3 protein-coding genes are annotated in these 20,044 nt (G+C 76.4%); all 3 read right to left on the reverse strand.

The features are described from left to right. A partial coding sequence (locus E1265_RS16715) for a beta-ketoacyl synthase N-terminal-like domain-containing protein (RefSeq protein ID WP_132931109.1) occupies positions 1-4,200 on the reverse strand: 4,200 nt, incomplete at its 3' end. Beyond that, on the reverse strand, positions 4,197-14,357 hold the full coding sequence (locus tag E1265_RS39110) for a type I polyketide synthase (protein ID WP_132931110.1): 10,161 nt from the start codon (positions 14,355-14,357) through the stop codon (positions 4,197-4,199). The genes E1265_RS39110 and E1265_RS16715, both read right to left, overlap by 4 nt. Positions 14,358-14,370: 13 nt before the next feature. Next, on the reverse strand, positions 14,371-20,031 hold the full coding sequence (locus tag E1265_RS39120) for a type I polyketide synthase (RefSeq protein ID WP_243740852.1): 5,661 nt from the start codon (positions 20,029-20,031) through the stop codon (positions 14,371-14,373). Between the last annotated feature and the right edge of the window lie 13 nt (positions 20,032-20,044).

Raw genomic sequence — 20,044 nt, forward strand, 5'->3', positions numbered from 1 at the left:
GGCGACGGGGGTCGGCTCGGGTTCCCGCGGTGTCTCGACCGGGGTTTCAGGACCGGGCCCGGTCGCCGCCGCGGGCAGGACCGCGCCCTCGGCGTGGGCGAAGCGCGCGAGAGCGCGCACCGAGGGGTGGTCGAAGACGACGGTCGGCTTGATGTCGACGCCGAGCCGGGCGTTGATCCGCTCCACCAGCTTCACGGCGAGGATGGAGTCCACCCCGTACTCGGCGAAGGACGCCTCGGGCGCCACCTCCGCCGTGGTGACTCCGAGCCCCTCCGCGACGATCTCGGCGATGGCCGCCTCGATCGCCTCCGCGTCGGCCGGCGAGCAGGCCGACGCCTCCTCGGTCGCCTCGTCCGTCTCCTCGTCGGTCGCTGCGGCGAGCGCCGGCCCACGCCCCTCGGCGGCCTCGACCCCGGGCGGCCCGGCGGCCACCAGCACCCGGTGGCTGGTGTGCGCGTCGCCGGTCAGCCCGGGCCCGTAGGCGGTGAAGCCGGTGAACCCGTTCCGCGCCACGCAGGCCCGCCATCCGTCGACGGACAGCAGGGGGGAGTCCGGCAGGCGTCGTTCCGGGTCCCGGTAGTGGTGCCAGCCGTCGAGGAGGCCGATGGTCACGGCCATCACGTCGTGGTTCTCCACGGCCTCGCCGAGCACCAGCAGTCCTGACGGGACGAGCAGTCGGGCGACGCGCCGCACCGCCGCGTCGATGTCGGAGACCGCGTGCAGCGCCCCGACCGCGAACACCACGTCGAACTCGCCGGGTCGGAAGCCCTGGGACTCCGGTTCCCGCTCCATGTCGAGGACTCGGAACCGGGCGAACGGGTAGTCGGCACCGAACGTACGCCGGCCGTGGGCGACGAAGCTGCCACCGATGTCCGTGTAGTGGTACTCGACGTCGATCCCGAGCGCCGCGAGCGCCGCCAGCGCGGCGTGCGAGGTGCCGCCGGTGCCGGCGCCGACCTCCAGGACGCGCACCGGGCGGCGACCGGCCAGCGCCCCCACCTCGGCGGCGTCGGCGACGAACCGGGCGACCAGGGAACTGAAGTGGTCGTACACCCGGTTGCCGCGGTAGATCCCGGCCATCAGGTCCATGCTCGACCCGGCGAAGAGGACCTCGGTGGCGGCCCGGCGACCGCTCAGCACCTCCGGGTAGGCCGCCAGGCAGACGTCCACCAGGCGGACGAACGGCCGGGTGTCGGGCCGTTCGGCCAGCAGGGCGGCCCGTAGCGGCTCGGGATCCGGGGCCCGGCCGGTGGGCCGTACCACGTCCGCGCCCTCGTAGCGGACCAGGCCGTGCCGCTCCAGGACGTGCAGGCAAGCGTCGAAAAACCGGTGCTGGGCCTCGACGACGCCCAGCGCGCGCCGCAGGTCGGCCACGGTGCCGCCCGCCTCGGGGAAGCCGAGCTCCGTGAAGCGCCGCCAGACGGCGGCCGCCCCGTAGCGGCCGAGCGCGTCGTAGGCGGTCTCCAGTTCCTCGTGGACGGGCTCGAGGCCGCGTTCGAAGGCGGCGCGTGTCCGGCGCAGGTAGCTGGTGGTGTCCGGCTCGCCCAAGGGCGGCTCGGTGGCGGACATGGCGATCGCCTCCCGGGGCGCGGCGTCGGTAGTCACGGGGTCGGTGGGCGCGGCCTGCCCGGCTGGCGGGTCGAGCCAGAAGCGGCGACGTTCGAAGGGGTAGCCCGGCAGCGGGGCACGACGGGCCGGGCCGCCGTTGAGCGCGGCCCAGTCGACGTCCGCGCCGGCCACCCACGCCTCGCCGACGGCGGCCAGGTCCCCGGCTCGGTAGCGCTCGGCGAGGGCGACCTGGTTCCCGTCCGCCTCCTCGGCGCGGGCGGCTTCGCCTTCGGCCGCGGAAGGCGCTGGGTCGCCCGCGAGGTGACGGTCCAGCAGGTCGGCGGCCTCCGCCGCGCCGGTGGCGACCAGGGCCAGCCGGCAGGTGAGGGCGGGCCGCCCCGTCTGCAGGGTGCGGGCGATGTCCGTGAAGCGCGGCAGGTCGGACCGGCGCAGGTGACGGGCCAGGCGTTCGGCGTGGAGGCGCAGCCGCTCCGGGGTACGGGCGGAGAGGACCAGCAGCTCGGCCTCGCCCGGCTCCTCGGGCAGCGGCTCCTGGCGGTACTCGGCGAGCACGGCGTGGGCGTTCGCCCCACCGGCCCCGAAGGAGCTGACGCCGGCCACCCGCGGCAGCTCGCCGCGCTCGTCCCGGCGGCGTGTCCAGGAGGTGAGGCGCTGCGGCACCTGGAATCCGGCCCCCGCGAAGTCGATCTCCGGGTTGGGCCGGGCCGAGTGCAGGGACGGCACGAGGTGACCGTGGCGGAGCTGGAGGAGGGTCTTGGTGACGGCGGCGATGCCTGCCGCGGCCTCCAGGTGGCCGATGTTGGACTTGACCGATCCGAGCGCGCAGGGTTCCGTCCGGCCGGCAAGGGCCTCGCTGAGGCCGGTCACCTCGATGGGGTCGCCGAGCGCGGTGCCGGTGCCGTGCGCCTCGACGTAACCGTATTCGGCGGGCGCGGTGTCGGCGGCGGCCAGGGCGCGCCGCACCACGTCGGCCTGCGCGGCGGGGTTGGGCACGATGTAACCGGCGGCCGTCCCCCCGTGGTTGACGGCGGTGCCGCGGACGACGCCGTGGATGGTGTCGCGGTCGGCGAGCGCCCTGGCCAACGGCTTGAGCAGGATCGCGCCGACCCCCTCGCCCGGCGCGTAGCCGTCGCCGCCGGCGCCGAAGGAGCGACACCTGCCGTCCGACGAGGTCAGGCCGAGTTGGCCGAGCAGCAGGTACTTGTCGGGGTGCAGCATCAGGTTGACGCCGCCCACGAGGGCCGCGTCGCACTCGCCGTCGGCGATCGCGCGGCAGGCGAGGTGCAACGCGGTGAGGGACGAGGAGCAGGCGGTGTCCACGGCCATGCTCGGTCCTGAGAAGCCGAAGTAGTAGGAGACGCGGTTGGCGAAGGACGAGAGGCCCGAGGTGACGCTGACCGGCCGGCCGGCGCGGGTGGACTCCGCGCCGTACAGGCGGTAGTCGAGCCAGGTCGCGCCGACGAAGACGCCGACCCGGTCGTGTGGGGCGGCGAAGTCCTCCGGCCGGTATCCGGCGTGTTCCACGGCCCCGTAGGCCGTTTCGAGGAACAGCCGCTCCTGCGGGTCCATGGCGGCGGCGGTGCTCGGCGGGATGCGGAAGAACAGCGGGTCGAACTTGTCCACGTCGGTGAGGAAGCCGCCGAAGCGGTTGGCTCCCGCCGTGGGATAGTCGCCCGGCCGCCAGCGGTCGGCGGGGATCTCGGTGATGGCGTCGTGGCCGGCCGTCAGGTTGCGCCAGAAGGCGTCCAGGTCCTCGGCGCCCGGATAGCGGCCCGCCATGCCGACGACGGCGAGTTCCAGGCCGCCACCGGTCGCCCGCGGCCCGGCCGGGGCGGGCGCGGCGGGCGCGGCGGTGACGCCGCGCAGTTCCGCGGTGAGTCGGCCGTCCGCGGTGTGCAGGCGCACGACCGGTTCCGCCGCGTCGGGCTCGGTCACGGCGTAGAGCGTGAGCGGGCCGGGCTCCGGCGGCCCGCCCCTGGCACGCAGTCGGCGGATGCCGGCGACGGGCGAGGACACGGTCAGCGCCAGGGCGGCGTCGAGCAGGGCGGGATGCAGCAGGAAACCGTCGCGGCGGGCGGCGGCCGCCGGGCCGAGGGAGAGCTCCGCGACGAGCCGGCCGTCGAGCCGGCCCACGGTGCCCTCGGCGCGGAGCATGCCGTGGTGCTCCACACCGGCTCGGCGCAGCGCGGCGTAGGTGTCGTCGAGCGTGCCGCCCGTACCGGCGGCGAGCGCCGCGCGCACCGCCTCGGGGTCGAGCGTCGCCGCCGGCCCGGCGTCCTCGGCCAACGCGAACTCACATTCCATCAGGGTGAGTTCGGCGGCGTCATCGTCGTCGGCTGGCCGGCAGGTGACGCGACAGTGGGTGGTCGCGCCGTGGGTCTCGGCACGGAACACCAGCTGGTGGTCGCGGTCCTCGGGCAGCGTGAGCCGCGCGGGGAAGGTGATGTCGCGGAGTTCGACGTGGTCCACGTCGTGCCCGCTGGCCGCCGCGGCGCGCAGCAGCAGGTCGACGCAGCTGACCGCGGGCAGCGCGCGGACGCCACGCAGCCGGTGCTCGGTCACCACCGGGTCGGTGTGCCGTAGCAGGGTCCTGAACGCGCCGAGGCGCGGGCTGGAATGGGCACTGGTCATGACAGCGGCTCCAACTGGAGTAGCGGCGCGTCGCCCGGCACGGTTGGTCCGGAGTGCGCGAGTCCTTCGGTCAGGTGATCGGTGAGACGACGGGCCAGGGCGGCCGGTGTGGGGCACTCGAAGACGAGGGTCGACGGCAGCCGCAGGCCGGTGGCGACGTTCAGCTGGTTGCGCAGTTCCACGGCGGTGAGGGACGTGATGCCCAGTTCGAGGAACGGCGCCCGCGGCTCGATGTCCTCGGCCGAGTCGTGGCCGAGCACGGCGGCGGTGTGCTCCCTGACCAGGCCGAGTACAAGTGCCTCGCGGTCCTGGGCGGAGAGACCGGCGAGCCGGTCCGGCAGGCCGGACGCGTCCCCCGGGGTGTCGCGCCGGACGGCCGGTCGCCCGGCGGCCTGCCGGGTCGGCCCGCCGGGAACGAGGGCGCGCAGCACCGGGGGCACCGCCTCGGACGGCGCGTCCCGCAACGCGGCCGGGTCGAGCCGCAGGGGCACGAGGACGGCCTGCTCGCGTTCGCGGGCCGTGTCGTAGAGGACGAGGCCCTGTTCCGCCGTGAGGGGGGTGACGCCGACGCGGCGCATCCGGCGCAGTTCGTCCGCGCCGAGCCGGCCGGCCATGCCGTCGCGCCACGGGCCCCAGGCCAGGGAACGGGCGGCGAGTCCGGCGGCCCGCCGGTGCTGGGCCAGGGCGTCGAGGAACGCGTTGGCCGCGCAGTAGTTGGCCTGGCCCGCGTTGCCGAGGGTGGCGGCCGCCGACGAGAACATCACGAAGTCGGCGAGCTTCAGGTCCCGGGTGAGCTCGTGCAGGTGCCAGGCGGCGTCCACCTTGGGCCGCAGCACCTCGGCGAGCCGGTCGGGGGTGAGATCGGAGACCACGCCGTCGGCGAGGGTGCCGGCGGCGTGCACCACGGCGGTCAGCGGGTGTTCCGGGTCCACGGCCGCGATGACCTCGGCCAACCGGCCACGGTCGGCCGCGTCGCACGCGGCCAGCGTGACGGCGGCGCCGAGCTCGACCAGTTCGGCCCGCAGCCGTTCGGCGCCCGGGGCCTGGGCGCCCCGCCGGCTCAGCAACAGCAGGTGGCGCACCCCGTGCCGGCTCACCAGGTGCCGGGCGACGGCGCGGCCGAGGGCGCCGGTGGCGCCGGTGACCAGCACGGTGCCGGCCGCGTCCAGGGGTGGCGGGTCGGCGGGCGAGACCGCCGGGACCAGGCGGGGGGTGTACCGGCGGCCGTCCCGGACGGCCACCTCGGGTTCGTCGCCGACCACGACGGCCGGCAGCGCCCGCCAGCTGTCGGCGGCGTCGTCCAGGTCGGCCAGTACGAGGCGCCCCGAATGCTCGCGCTGCGCCGCGCGCAGCAGTCCGAGGGCCGCGGCGTGCGGCAGCTCCGGCACGTCCTCGCCCGGGCGGACGCAGACCGCGCCACGGGTGACGACGGCCAGCCTCGTCGCCACGAGCCGGTCATCGGCGAGCCACTCCCTGACCGTGGCGAGCAGCCCGCCGGTGACCTCGTGGGCGGCCGACGCGGGGTCGGCGCCCGGCGGCGAGGTGGGCAGCGGCAGGAGCACGGTCTCGGGCGCCGGCCGGCCGGCGTCGAGCTCCGCCCGCAGCGCGGCCAGGTCCTGGTAGGTCGTGGCCGGCACGCCGGTCGCCGCGAGCGGCGCGCAGGCGCCTACGGTCGCCCAGTGGACGGGGCGTTCGGCGGCCGGCGGGTCAGCGGCCGGCCGCCAGGCGAGGGCGTGCAGGTGCTCGCCCGTCGCGTCCACGGGCCGCAGCCTGGCCGGGTCGATGGCGCGCAGGGCCAGGGTGCCGACCGTCGCCACCGGGCGTCCCGCGCCGTCCGCCAGGTCGAGCCGAACCCCGCCGTCCGTGCTGGTCACCCGGCAGCGCAGCGTCGACGCGCCGGGCGCGAACAGCCGCACGTCGGCCGCCGCGAACAGGATCGGCACCCGGCCCGCCTCGGCGTCGGCCGGGTCGGCGGGATCGGCGGGGTCGCCGAAGGCCTCCAGACGGATGTGCCCAGCGGAGTCGAGCATCGCCGGGTGGATGGCGTAGTGGACCGCTTCGGGACCGTGCCGTTCCGGCAACCGGATCTCGGTGAACCACTCCTCGCCGCGCCGCCAGGCGGCGCGCATGGCCCGGAAGGCGGGGCCGAAGGTGTAGCCCCGGCCGAGCAGTCGCTCGTAGACGCGGTCGACGTCCACCGGCTCGGCGCCCAGTGGCGGCCAGACCGTCAGTTCGTGGGGCGCGTGGGCCGGTGGGGACGCCTCGGCGCGCAGCACTCCGGTGGCGTTGCGGGTCCACTCCTGGCCGGCGGGCGCGCCGTCCGGGCGGGAGTGGCGGGAGTGGACGGTGACGGGCCGGCGGCCGGACGCGTCCTCGGCCCCGATCCGCACCTGGAGGTGGAGGGTGCCGTCGTCGCCCAGCACGATCGGCTGCTGGAACGTCAGCTCCTCGACGTCGCCGCCGCCCAGGGTGCGGGAGGCGTGCAGCGCGAGTTCGAGCAGGGCGATGCCGGGCACCACGACCGTGCCGTCAACCGCGTGGTCCGCGAGCCAGGGGTGGCTGGGCAACGCCAGCCGGCCGGTGAACAGCCAACCGTCCTCGGCCAGCGGGGTGAGGCTGGTGAGCACCGGGTGACGTAGCGCGCGGTGATCGCCCGAGACGGGTTCGGTTCGCCGGGTCAGCCAGTGGCGGCGCCGCTGGAAGGCGTAGGTGGGCAGCGGGACGGGTGGCGCCGGCGGGGCGGTGCCGAGCACGGCCGGCCAGTCGAGCGGCACGCCGGAGGCGTGCACCCTGGCCAGCGCGGCGAGCAGGGCCGGCGGCTCGGGCCGGGGGCCGCGCAGTACGGGCACCAGGACCGGCTCCGGCGCGTCGCCGGCCGGCTCCTTCGGGGGCGCGGGGGACTCCGCGCCGGCCAGGCAGTCGCGGGCCATCGCCGTCAGCACCCCGTCGGGGCCGAGCTCCACATAGGTCGTGACGGACTGCGCGGCGAGCCAGCGGACGCCGTCGGCGAAGCGGACGGGCCGGCGTACCTGGCGCGCCCAGTACTCGGGGGAGGCCAGTTCGGCCGCGTCGAGCGGCCGCCCGGTGACGTTGGAGATCACCGGGGTGTGGGGCGCACGCCAGTCCAACTCGTCGGCGATCCGCCGGAACGGTTCGAGCATGCCGTCCATGTGGGCCGAGTGGAAGGCGTGGCTGACCCGGAGGAGTTTGGTGCGCCGGCCGCGCGCCGCCCAGCGACCGGCCACCTCGGCGACGGCCTCGGCCTCGCCCGAGAGGACCACGGCGCGGGGGCCGTTGACGGCGGCGAGCCCCACCAGCTCGCCTCGGCCGGCGAGTTCGGGAGCGACCTCCTCCTCGGTGGCCTCCACGGCGATCATCGCCCCGCCGGTGGGCATGCGTCCCATCAGCCGGCCGCGAGCGGCGACCAGCCGGGCGGCGTCGGGGAGTGGGAGGGCCCCGGCCAGGTGGACGGCGGCCAACTCACCGACCGAGTGGCCGAGCAGGTAGTGCGCGCGCAGTCCATGACCCGCCAGTGTCCGGTGCAGGGCCACGGCCAGCGCGAACAGCGCGGGCTGCGCGAACTCCGTGCGGTCGAGCACCCGTTGGTGCTCCTCGTCGGCGGGCCCCAGGAGCAGGTCGAGCAGCGGGCGGTCCAGGTGCGGTTCGAAGTGGGCGCAGACCTCGTCCAGCGCGTCGGCGAACGCGGGGACGGCCGCGTGGAGTTCGCGCCCCATGCCGGGCCGCTGGCTGCCCTGGCCGGTGAACATCAGGGCCACCTTGGGCTCCGGTGCGGCGACTCCGGTGGCCACGTGCCCGGCCGGCCGTCCTTCGGCGACGGCTCCGAGCCCGGAGAGCAGGGACCGCCGGTCACGGGCGACGACGACGGCGCGGTGGTCGAAGTGGGTGCGGCTGCCGGCGAGGGCGTGCGCGACCGCGGTCAGCGGCGCCTCGGGGTGGCGGGTCAGGTGGTCGGCGAGCCGGGCGGCCTGGGCGCTCAGCGCGGCGCGGCCACGGCCGGAGACGGGGAAGAGCAGGGCGGGTGGCTCGTGCGCCGGCGCGGCGGGTTCCGGCGCGGCGGGTTCCGGCTCGGCGGGCACGTCGGCGGGCGGCGCCGCCTCGAGGATGACGTGGGCGTTGGTGCCGCTCACGCCGAAGGCCGACACCGCTCCCCTGCGCGGCCGGTCCCCGGTGTCCGGCCAGGGGACGGGCTCGGTGAGCAGCCGCACCGCGCCGGTCGACCAGTCGACGTGCGGGGTGGGCCGGTCCACGTGCAGGGTGGGCGGCAACTGCCCGTGACGCAGCGCCTGCACCATCTTGATGACGCCCCCGACGCCGGCCGCCGCCTGAGTGTGCCCGATGTTGGACTTCAGCGAGCCGAGCCACAGGGGGTGGTCGGCCGACCGGTCCTGGCCGTACGTGGCGAGCAGCGCGCGGGCCTCGATGGGGTCGCCCAGGGTGGTGGCGGTGCCGTGTGCCTCGACGGCGTCCACCTCGTCGGGCCGCAACCCGGCGTCGGAGAGCGCCTGTCGGATGACCCGCTCCTGGGCCGGGCCGCTTGGCGCGGTCAGGCCGTTGGACGCGCCGTCCTGGTTGACCGCCGAACCACGGATCACGGCCAACACCTGGTGCCCGTGACGCCGGGCGTCCGAGAGCCGCTCAAGCAGCAGCATGCCGACCCCCTCGCCCCAGCCGGTGCCGTCGGCCGAGGCCGCGAACGAGTGGCAGCGGCCGTCCGAGGACAGTCCGCCCTGGCGGCTGAACTCCACGAACGCGTTGGGCGCGGTCATCACGGTGGCGCCGCCGGCCAGCGCGAGCGTGCTCTCGCCGGAGCGCAGCGAGCGGCAGGCCAGGTGGAGGGCGACCAGCGAGGACGAGCAGGCGGTGTCGACCGTGATGGCGGGGCCCTCAAGGCCGAGGAGATAGGCGACCCGGCCGGAGACCACGGCACCCGAGGTGCTGGTGATGCGGTAGCCGGCCGACTCCTCGGTGGCGCGCTGGAGCCGCTCGTCGTAGTCCTGGGCGACCACCCCGGTGAAGACCGCGGTGCGGGTGCCGGCCAGGGTCGACGGGGCGATGCCGGCGCGTTCGACGGCCTCCCAGGCCGTCTCCAGGACCAGCCGCTGCTGGGGGTCCATGGTCAGCGCCTCACGGGGGCTGATGCCGAAGAACGCGGCGTCGAAGCGGCCCGCGTCGCCCAGGAATCCGCCGACGCGGGCCCGGCTCGTGCCGGGGCGGTCCCCGTCGGACGCGAAGAGCTCGGCCAGGTTCCAGTCCCGGTCGGCGGGGAAGTCGGTCATGGCGTCGCCGCCGCCGGCCACCAACCGCCACAGGTCGTCGGGGTCGTGCACGTCTCCCGGATACCGGCAGGCCATGCCGATCACGACGACCGGGTCGTCGTCGTCCGCCGCCCGGGCCGGCTCGGTGCCCTCGGTCGGCTCGTCGGGTGGGTCGCCCAGCATCGTGACGCGTAGGTGCGCGGCCAGCGACTCGACGTTGGGATGGTCGAAGACGACCGTGGTCGGCAACCGAAGCCCCGTTTCGGCGTTGAGCCGGTTGCGCAGTTCGACGGCCGTCAGCGAGTCGAAGCCGAGGTCGCGGAACGCGCGGGTGGCCGGGACGCCGTCCGGGCCCGGCAGGCCGAGCACCTGGGCGGCGCGAGCGCGGACCAGGTCGCGCAGGATCGTGCTGCGCTCGGCCTCGGTGGCGTCCCCGAGGCGGGCCCGCAGCGCCGGGGCTCCGCCCCCCGTCGCCTCGGCCACCGCCTCGGGCGCGGTGCCGGTCTCGGCGGGGTGGGCTTCGGGCAGGGTCGCGAGCAGCTGGCTGGTCCTGGCGGCGGTGAAGCCGGTGGCGAACGGTTCCCAGTCGATGTCGGCGACGACCAGGTCGGGCTGGTCCTCGCCGAGCGCTTCGACGAGCGCGGCCGTCGCGAGCCGCGGGTTCATCGGGCGCATGCCGCGCCGCCGCAGGGTCGCGCGGTGCTCGCCCTCACCCATGCCGCCCTCGTCCCACAGGCCCCACGCGACGGAGGTGGCCGGCAGGCCGCGGGCGCGGCGCCGCTGGGCGAGCGCGTCGAGGTAGGCGTTGGCCGCGGCGTAGGGCCCCTGGGCGCCGCCGCCCCACACGGCGGCGCCGGAGGAGAACAGCGCGAACGCCTCGAGCTCCGCGTCGGCACCCAGCAGTTCGTCGAGGTGGGCGGCGCCGGCCGCCTTGGCCGCGACGGCCTCGGCGAGGTCGGTCCGCGACACCTCGGCGAGCGGCACGGTGGTGCCGACGCCTGCGGCGTGGAAGACGGCGCGGATCGGGGTGCCGGCGGCGGCCTGCTCCGCGAGCAGGGCGGCGAGCGCCGAGCGGTCGGCGACGTCGCAGGCCGCGACCGTGACCTCGGCGCCCAGCGCGGTGAGTTCGGCCACCAGCGGCGCGGCGCCGGGTGCCGCCGGGCCCCGGCGACTGGTGAGCACCAACCGCCGGACCCCGGAACGCGCCAGGTGGCGGGCGACGTGGCCGCCGACCGCGCCGGTGCCGCCGGTGATCAGCGCCGGGCCGGAGAGCCGGGTCTGGTCGGTAGCGTCGGCGGGCCGTGGCGCGCGGCGCAGCCGGCGGCCGAACAGGCCGGCGGAGCGGAGCGCGAGCTGGTCCTCTGCGCCGGGCCGGTCCTGGGCCAGGGCGGCGCACAGTCGGGTCGCGGCGCGTTCGTCGAGCGTGGCCGGCAGGTCGATCAGCCCGCCCCAGCGGTCGGGGTGTTCGAGGGCCGCGACCCGGCCGAGCCCCCAGACCATCGCGGTGGTGGGATCCGGTGGCGGGTCGGCCGCCCCGACGGCCACGGCGCCGCGCGTCACGCACCACAGCGGTGCGGTGGAGCCGACCTCGCCCCACGCCTGCACCAGGGCCGTCGTGACTCGGAGCGCGACCGGGGCGCCGGACTCGGCGATGGTTCCGGGGGCCTCGGGGACGAGGGCGAGCAGCGAAAGCACCCCGTCGAAGGCGGAGGCGCGCAGCAGATCGGCCAGTTCGTCCCGCCCCGCGCCGGCCGGCACGGACAGCTCGTGGACGTCGACGCCGCGTTCCCTCAGCGCCCCTGGCACGTCCAGGTGGTGGTCGGGCGCGGTCAGCACCAGCCACCGGCCGGTGGGCACGGCCGGGGACGTCGGCAGCGCCACCGGCTGCCAGCCGACGCGGTAGCGCCACCCGGCCACGGTCGCCTCGTCGCCGCGCCGGCGCCGCCAGTCGGCGAGCGCGGGCAGCGCGGCGGCCAGCCCCTCGGCTTCAGGGCCCGAGGGGTCGATCCCCACCAGCCCGGCGAGCGCACCGGGATCTCCATCGGCGACCGTCCGCCAGAAGTCGGCCGCGGTCTCGGCCCCGGCGTCCGCGCCGCCGCGCGCGGCGGGTCCCGCCGGCTCTGGCCAGTAACGCCGGTGCTGGAACGGGTAGGTGGGCAGGTCGAGCGGCGGGCCGGGGGGCTCGGCGGGCAGGCCGGGCCACGTCACGGGGACGCCCCGCACCCAGGCGGCGGCGACGGAGGCGAGCAACCGGGCGGGCCCGCCGTCGTCCCGGCGCAGCGTGGGCAGCACCACCGGCTCCGGCGCCGGCGTGTCGGCGGCGACGTCCTCCACGCTCGCGGTGAGCACCGGGTGCGGGCTCATCTCGAGGAAGACCTGGTGCCCGTCCACGAGCAGCCGCCGGACCGCGCCCTGGAAGTCGACGGTGCGACGAAGGTTCTCGTACCAGTAGGCGGCGTCGAGTCCGGTGCCGTCGAGCACCTCGCCCGTGACGGTGGAGTAGACGGGGATGGTCGCCGGCCGGGGCCTTACCGGGGCCAGGTCGGCCATCAGCCGCTCCCTGATGGCCGCAACCTGAGGCGAGTGGGAGGCGTAGTCGACGGGCAGCCGGCGGGCCCGCACGCCGCTGGTTTCGCACGCCTCGAGGAGTCGGTCGAGGTCCGGCGGGGCGCCGGAGACCACCACGGACCTGGGGCCGTTGACGACCGCGACCGACACGTCTCCGGCCCCGGTGCCGAGCAGCTCCTCGACCTCCCGCGGGCCGAGGGCGACCGCCACCATGCCGCCCCGCCCCGACAGCGCGCCGAGGGCGCGACTGCGGAGCGCGACGACCCGGGCGGCGTCCCCGAGGGACAGCGCTCCCGCCACACAGGCGGCGGCGATCTCGCCCTGGCTGTGGCCGACGACGGCATCCGGTCGGATCCCGTGTGCGCGCCACGTCTCGGCCAGGGCCACCATCACCGCGAACAGCGCCGGCTGCACCACGTCCACCCGGTCGAGGGACGGCGTGCCTGGCCGGCCGCGCAGCACGTCGAGCACCGGCCAGTCCACGTGAGGTTGGATCGCCTCGGCGCACTCGGTGAGGCGTGCCGCGAACTCCGGTGAGCTCGCGAACAGTTCGCGAGCCATGCCGGGCCACTGGGAGCCCTGCCCGGGGAAGACGAACACGGTCCCGCCGAGGTCGTCGACCGCGGTGCCGGTGACCACGACGTCGTCCGGCTCACCGGCGGCGAGCGCGGCGAGGCCGCCCTCGAAGGCGGCGGGCCCGTCACCGACCACCACGGCGCGGTGCCGGAGCGCGGCGCGGGTGGCGGCCAGCGCGCCGCCCACCGCCGACGGGTCGGGAGCCGGGGTGCGGCGCACCCTGGTCAGCAGCCGGTCGGCCACCGCGCGCAGCGCCGGCTCGTCGTGGCCGCTGAGCGGCCAGGGCAGCACGGCGGCGGCCGGGGAGGCCGGGCCAGCGATCGGTGGCGACGGCTTGGCGGCCTCGTCGGGGGGCTGCTCAAGGATGAGGTGGGCGTTGGTTCCGCTGATGCCGAACGAGGAGACCCCGGCGCGGCGCGGCCGGCCGGTGTCGGGCCAGGGCGTGGGCTCGGTGAGCAGGCTGACGGCGCCGGCCGACCAGTCGACGTGCGGCGAGGCCTCGTCCACGTGCAGGGTCCGGGGCAGCATCCCGTGCCGCATCGCCAACACGGTCTTGATGACGCCGGCCACCCCGGCCGCGGGCTGGGTGTGGTTGATGTTGGACTTGACCGAGCCGAGCCACAGCGGCCGGTCGGCCGGCCGGTCCTGGCCGTAGGTGGCCAGCAGCGCCTGGGCCTCGATCGGGTCGCCGAGCCGGGTGCCGGTGCCGTGTGCCTCGACGGCGTCCACCTCGTCGGGCCGCAACCCGGCGCTGGCCAGGGCCTGTCGGATGACCCGCTCCTGGGCCGGCCCGTTGGGCGCGGTCAGGCCGTTGGACGCGCCGTCCTGGTTGACCGCCGAACCACGGATCACGGCCAACACCTGGTGCCCGTGACGCCGGGCGTCCGAGAGCCGCTCAAGCAGCAGCAACCCCACGCCCTCGGCCAGGCCGAACCCGTCGGCGTCGGCGCCGAACGCGCGGCAGCGGCCGTCGGCCGACAGGCCGCGTTGCCGGCTGAACTCGACGAAGAGTTCGGGGGTGGGCATCACCATGACGCCGCCGGCCAGCGCGAGCGTGCTCTCGCCCGAGCGGAGCGACTGGCAGGCCAGGTGCAGCGCCACCAGCGAGGACGAGCAGGCGGTGTCCACGGAGACGGCCGGACCCTCGAGCCCCAGGGTGTAGGCGACGCGGCCCGAGGCGACGCTGCCGGCGCTGCCGGTCTGGACATGGCCTTCGAGTTCGGTGGCGGCGGGGCCGAGCCAGGTGCGGTAGTGGCCGTGGCTGATGCCGGCGAACACCCCGGTGCGGGTGCCGGCCAGGGTCGTCGGATCGATGCCGGCGCGTTCCACGACCTCCCACGCGGTCTCGAGCAGCAGCCGTTGCTGCGGGTCCATGGCCAACGCCTCGCGCGGGCTGACGCCGAAGAACGCGGCGTCGAACCCGGCGACGTCGTCGAGGAAACCGCCGTGTCGGGCGTAGCTGCGGCCGGGGCGCCCGGGATCCGGGTCGTACAGGGTGTCCAGGTCCCAGCCACGGTCGGTAGGCAGTTCGGTGATGGCCTCGCGTCCGGCGGCGACCAGCTCCCACAGGTCCTCCGGGGTGTTCACCCCGCCGGGCAGCCGGCAGCCCATGGCCACGACGGCGATCGGCTCGGGACCGGCGGGCGGGTTCTCGCGTAGCCGGCGCCTGGTGTCGTGGAGTTCCCTGGTGACGCGTTTGAGGTAGTCGAGAAGCTTCTGCTGCTGTCGCTCATCCATGTCGGTGGTCTCCTCAGACCTCGGACAACCCGAGTTCGCGGTCGATGAAGCCGAACAGCTCCTCGGGGGTCGCCTCCTCGAGTCGGTCGGCCAGGGTGATGTCGTCGGCGTCGGCGGGCGTGGTGCCCACGGCCCGGTCCGGGCCGGGGGTGACGGGCTCCGCGGCGGGGGGCGGCGGCTCGTCCGCCGGGGCCAGCCGGGTCAGGAGGTAGGCGGCGAGCGCGGCGGGCGTCGGGTGGTCGAACACCACGGTGGCGGGCAGTCGCAGACCAGTCGCCTCGTTGAGCCGGTTCCGCAGCTCGACCGAGGTGAGCGAGTCGAAGCCGAGCGCCCTGAACTGCCGTCCGGCGGGGACGGCGGTGTGGTCGGCTCGGCCCAGGACGGCGGCGCAGTGGCCACGGACGGCGGTCAGCACCAGCCGCTCCCGGTCGGCGCCGGTCCGCCCGGCCAGCTGGTCGGGTAGTGACGCGCCGCCCGCGCCCGCGCCCGGGGCGCCGGAGGCGGCCACCCGCCGGGGCACCGGCGCCCCGGCGAGGCCGCGGAGCACGGGTGACGTGGCGGCGCCCGCGCCGCGCAGCGCGGCTCGGTCGAGCCTGGCGGGAACGGCGGCGGCCTGGTCGAGGGCGAGTCCCGCGTCGAAGAGCGCGACGCCCTGGTCGGCGGAGAGCGGGGCGAGTCCGTTCCGCGCCATCCGGGCGATGTCGCCCTCTGCGAGGTGTCCCGTCATGCCGCTCGTCGTGCCCCACAGGCCCCAGGCCAGCGACACGGCGGGCAGCCCGGCGCTCCTGCGCCGGTGGGCCAGGGCGTCGAGGAAGGTGTTGGCCGCCGCGTAGTTGGCCTGCCCCGGGTTGCCGATGGTTCCGGCGACGGAGGAGAACAGCACGAACGCCGCGAGGTCCAGGTCGCGCGTCAGCTCGTGCAGGTGCCAGGCGGCGTCGGCCTTGGGCCGGAAGACGCCCGCCACCCGCCGTGGGTCGAGCGCGGACAGCACGCCGTCGTCGAGGACGCCGGCCGTGTGGATGACGGCGGTCAGCGGACGGGCGTCGGGGATGCCCGACAGCAGGTCCGCGAGCGCCGCCCGGTCCCCCACGTCGCAGCCGACGACCGTCACCTCGGCGCCCAACGCCTCCAACTCCGCCACCAGTTCGCCGGCCGCGGCGGGCCCGCGCCGGCTGGCGAGCAGCAGGTGCCGGACGCCGTGCTCGCGAACCAGGTGCCGGGCGACGAGCCCGGCGAGCTGCCCGGTGCCGCCGGTGATCAGCACCGTGCCCCGCGGGTCTGGCCGGCGCGGCACGGTGAGCACGATCTTGCCCGTGTGCCGGGCCTGGGCGAGGTGGCGGTAGGCGTCGCCCGCGCGGCGCACGTCGAACGCGGTGACCGGCAGCGGGGTGAGCGCGCCCCCGGCGAACAGCGTGGACAACTCGGCCAACATCCGGCCGATCAGTTCGGGACCCGGGTCCTGGTAGACGTCGAACGAGCGGTAGTCGACGCCCGGGTGGGCGGCGGCGACCCGCGCGGGGTCGCGGAGGTCGGTCTTGCCCATCTCGATGAACCGGCCGCCGCGCGGCAGCAGCCGCAGCCCGGCGTCCACCTGTTCGCGGGCGAGCGAGTTGAGCACCACGTCGACGCCGGCCTCACCGGTGGCGGCCAGCACCCGCTCGGCGAACCCGAGGGTGCGGGAGTCGGCGATGTGCTCGTCGTCGAGGCCGAGGGAGCGCAGCGTGTCCCACTTGGGACGGCTCGCGGTGCCGAAGATCTCAGCGCCCCAGTGGCGGGCCAGTTGCACGGCGGCCATGCCGACGCCACCGGTCGCGGCGTGCACCAGCACCCGCTGCCCGGCGGCGAGGCCGCCGAGCTCCCGCAGCCCGTACCAGGCGGTGAGGAACGCCGCGGGCACGGACGCGGCCTGAGCGAACGTCCAACCCTGGGGAACGGGCGCGAGCAGTCGGTGGTCGGCGACGGCCAGCGGGCCGAACGCCCCGGTGAACAGGCCCATCACGGGATCGCCGGGCGCGAGCCCCGTCACCCCTGGGCCGACATCCTGGACGACTCCGGCGCCTTCGAGGCCGATCCCGCCCTCGTCGTCGACCATGCCGAGGATGACGACGAGGTCGTGGAAGTTGACGCCGGCGGCTCGGACGGCGACCCGGACCTCTCCGGTGGCCAGTGGCCGGTGGGCGTCCTCGTTGGGCACGACGGCCAGGTCGTCCATGGTGCCCCGGGTGGTGATGTCGACCCGCCAGTCGTCGCCGGCCGGCGGCAGCAGCGCCTCGGCCGGGCCACGCCGTGCCAGGCGGGGCAGCAGCGGCTCGCCGGCCCGCAGCGCGAGCTGCGCCTCGTCGCCGGAGAGCGCGGCGGCGAGGGCGCCCAGGGACGCGGCGTGCCCGTCGAGGTCGGCGAGCACCAGGCGCCCCGGATGCTCCGACTGCGCGGACCGCAGCAGGCCCCAGACCGCCGCGCCCGTCAGGTCGGGGGCGGGCTCACCGCCGTGCGTGGTGACCGCGCCGTCGGTGACGACGGCCAGCCGGCACCCCTCGAAGGCGTCGGCGGCCAGCCACTCCTTGACCAGGGCGAGTGCGGCGGTGACCGCGAGCCGGGCCCGGGTGGCCTCGTCGCCGCCGGGCGGCGGGCGCAGGCGGGCGACGACCAGGCCGGGCACCGGGGCGCCGGCCGCCAGGTCAGCGCGGAGCGCGGCGAGATCGGAGTGCGGGCGCACGGTGACGCCGGCCGCGCGCAGGGCGTCGGCCAGTGCGTCGGATCCCGCCGGGTCGCCGAGGACGGCCCACGTGGCGTCGGGTGCCGGGCCCTCGGCCGGCTCGCCCGGCACCCAGTCGAGCCGGAACAGGGAGTCGCGCACTGCCGCCGCGCCTGGCGCCGGCACCCCCTGGGGCGCCGGCCGCAGGTGCAGGGCCTCGGCCGACAGGACGGGCAGGCCACTGGGGTCGGCGACCAGCAGGGCGGTCGAGCCGTCGGGGCGCCGGCTGATCCTGACCCGGAGCCGGGTCGCGCCGGTGGCGTGCAGTTCGACGCCGTGCCAGGCGAACGGCAGCAGCGGCGGGCCGGAGGCCGAGTCGTCCGCGACGAGCAGCGGATGCAGGGCGGCGTCGAGCAGGGCCGGGTGCAGCGCGAAACCGTCGTCGCCGCCGGGGAGTTCGACCTCGGCCAGCAGGTCATGCCCGGACCGCCACAGGGCGGTCAGGCCGCGGAACCGTGGCCCGTAGCCGTAACCCCGCTCCCCCAGCAGGTCGTAGCGGCCGGTGAGGTCCACGGGGCGGGCGTCGGCCGGCGGCCAGGGGCCGGACAGGGCGTCGGGTTCCGCCCGCGCGGCATTGGCGAGGACGCCGGTGGCGTGTTTGGTCCAGTCGGCGCCGGCGGCCGGTTCGCTGTCGGCGGCGAGCCTGGCGTGCACGGTGAAGCGGCGGCGGCCGGTGTCGTCGGGCGGCGCGAGGTGGAGTTGCACCCGCGGGGCCGCGCCGGCCGGCTCGTCGGGGAGCACCAGGGGGGCCTGCAGCGTGAGCTCCTCGACGACCGGGAAGCCGGTGGCCTGGCCGGCGTGCAGCGCGAGGTCGAGCAGCGCGGTGCCGGGCAGCAACGTCGTTTCGAGGACCCGGTGGTCCGCGAGCCAGGGGTGGCTGGTCGGGGCGAGCCGGCCGGTGAACACGGCCTGCTCGTCCGGGAGGTGGACGGCGGCGCCGAGCAGCGGGTGGTCGGCGCCGTCGAGCCCGGCGGCGGTGACGTCGGTCGCCTCGTCGTCGCCGGTCAGCCAGTACGACTGGCGCTGGAAGGCGTGGGTGGGCAGCGGCACGAGCGCCGGGCTCGTCCCCTCGAAGACCGTCGGCCAGTCGGGCGAGACGCCCACGACGTGGGCTTGGGCGAGCGAGGTGAGGAACCGCACCGGGCCGCCCTGGTCGCGCCTGAGCGTCCCAATGACCTGGGCGCCGGCGCCCGCCTCTTCGACGGTCTCCTGGGTGCTGTGCACCAGCACCGGATGGGGGCTGACCTCAACGAAGAGGTGGTGGCCGTGTTCGAGCAGCAGGCGGGTGACGTCCGCGTAGCGCACCGGGTGGCGCAGGTTGCGGTACCAGTACTCGGCGTCGAGCGTGGCGGTGTCCACCTGGCGTCCCTCGAGCGTCGAGTAGAGCGCGATGTCGCCGGAGCGCGGGCTGATGTCGGAGAGCAGGTCGCGCAGTTCGGCGCGGATCGCCTCGACGTGGTGGCCGTGCGACGCGTAGTCCACGGGGACGCGCCTGGCGTGCCGGCCGTCGCGTTCGCAGACCGCGAGCAGTTCGTCCAGGGCGTCCGCGTCGCCCGACACCACGGTGGAGCCGGGCCCGTTGACGACGGCGACGCCGAGGCGGCCGCGCCAGGGCGCGACGAGTTCCCTGGCGCGCGCGGCCGACATCGCGAGCGACGCCATGCCCCCCTTGCCACGCAGCGCGCGCAGGGCCCGGCTGCGCAGCGCCACGACGCGCGCGGCGTCGGCCAGCGTGAGGGCGCCGGCGGTGTAGGCGGCGGCGATCTCGCCCTGGCTGTGGCCGACGACGGCATCCGGTTCGACGCCGTGGTGGCGCCAGAGCGCGGCCAGCGAGGTCATGACGGCGAACAGCGCGGGCTGCACCACGTCGGCGGCCTCGAGCGGGCGGGCGTTCGGCGCGCCGGTGAGGACGTCGAGCAGCCGCCAGCCGGTGAGCGGGTCGAGGGCCTCCGAGCAGGCGGCGAGGTGGTCGCGGAAGATCGGTGACGCCTCGCTGAGCTCCCGGGCCATGCCGGGCCACTGGGAACCCTGGCCGGGGAAGACGAAGACCACCTTGCCCTCGCCCACGGTGCCGCGCACCAGGTGGGCGGTGGCGTCGGTGGGTTCCTCGTCCCGGGAGAGCGCGGCGAGGCCGGCCAGCAGTCCTTCCCGGCCGGGGGCGATCACGGCGGCGCGGTGCGGGTGCTGGGAGCGGCCCGCGACAAGCGTGTGCGCGACGTCGACGTCCGGGAGCCCGGGGTTGGCCCGCAGGTGGTCGAGCAGTCGGCGGGCCTGGGCGGTGAGCCCCTGCTGGCTGGTGGCGGAGAGCGTCCAGGGCACAGGACCGACCGTCTGCTCGGCGCGGGCGGGTTCCGGATCCGGGGTCTGTTCGAGGACGAGATGGCAGTTGGTTCCGCTGATGCCGAACGAGGAGACCCCGGCGCGGCGCGGCCGGCCGGTGTCGGGCCAGGGCGTGGGCTCGGTGAGCAGGCTGACGGCGCCGGCCGACCAGTCGACGTGCGGGGTGGGCTCGGTGACGTGCAGGGTCGGCGGCAGGGTGTCGTGGTGCAGGGCCTGCACCATCTTGATGACGCCGCCGACGCCCGCGGCGGCCTGCGCGTGGCCGATGTTGGACTTCAGCGAGCCGAGCCACAGCGGCCGGTCGGCCGGCCGGTCTTGGCCGTAGGTGGCCAGCAGCGCCTGGGCCTCGATCGGGTCGCCGAGCCGGGTGCCGGTGCCGTGTGCCTCGACGGCGTCCACCTCGTCGGGCCGCAACCCGGCGCTGGCCAGGGCCTGTCGGATGACCCGCTCCTGGGCCGGCCCGTTGGGCGCGGTCAGGCCGTTGGACGCGCCGTCCTGGTTGACCGCCGAACCACGGATCACGGCCAACACCTGGTGCCCGTGACGCCGGGCGTCCGAGAGCCGCTCAAGCAGCAGCAACCCCACGCCCTCG

The sequence above is a fragment of the Streptomyces sp. 8K308 genome (assembly GCF_004348315.1).
Taxonomy (GTDB): domain Bacteria; phylum Actinomycetota; class Actinomycetes; order Streptomycetales; family Streptomycetaceae; genus Streptomyces.

Bases quoted from the DNA above. Each gene is read 5' to 3' on its own strand.
- E1265_RS39110 (WP_132931110.1), bottom strand. From the start codon at position 14,357: ATGGATGAGCGACAGCAGCAGAAGCTTCTCGACTACCTCAAACGCGTC.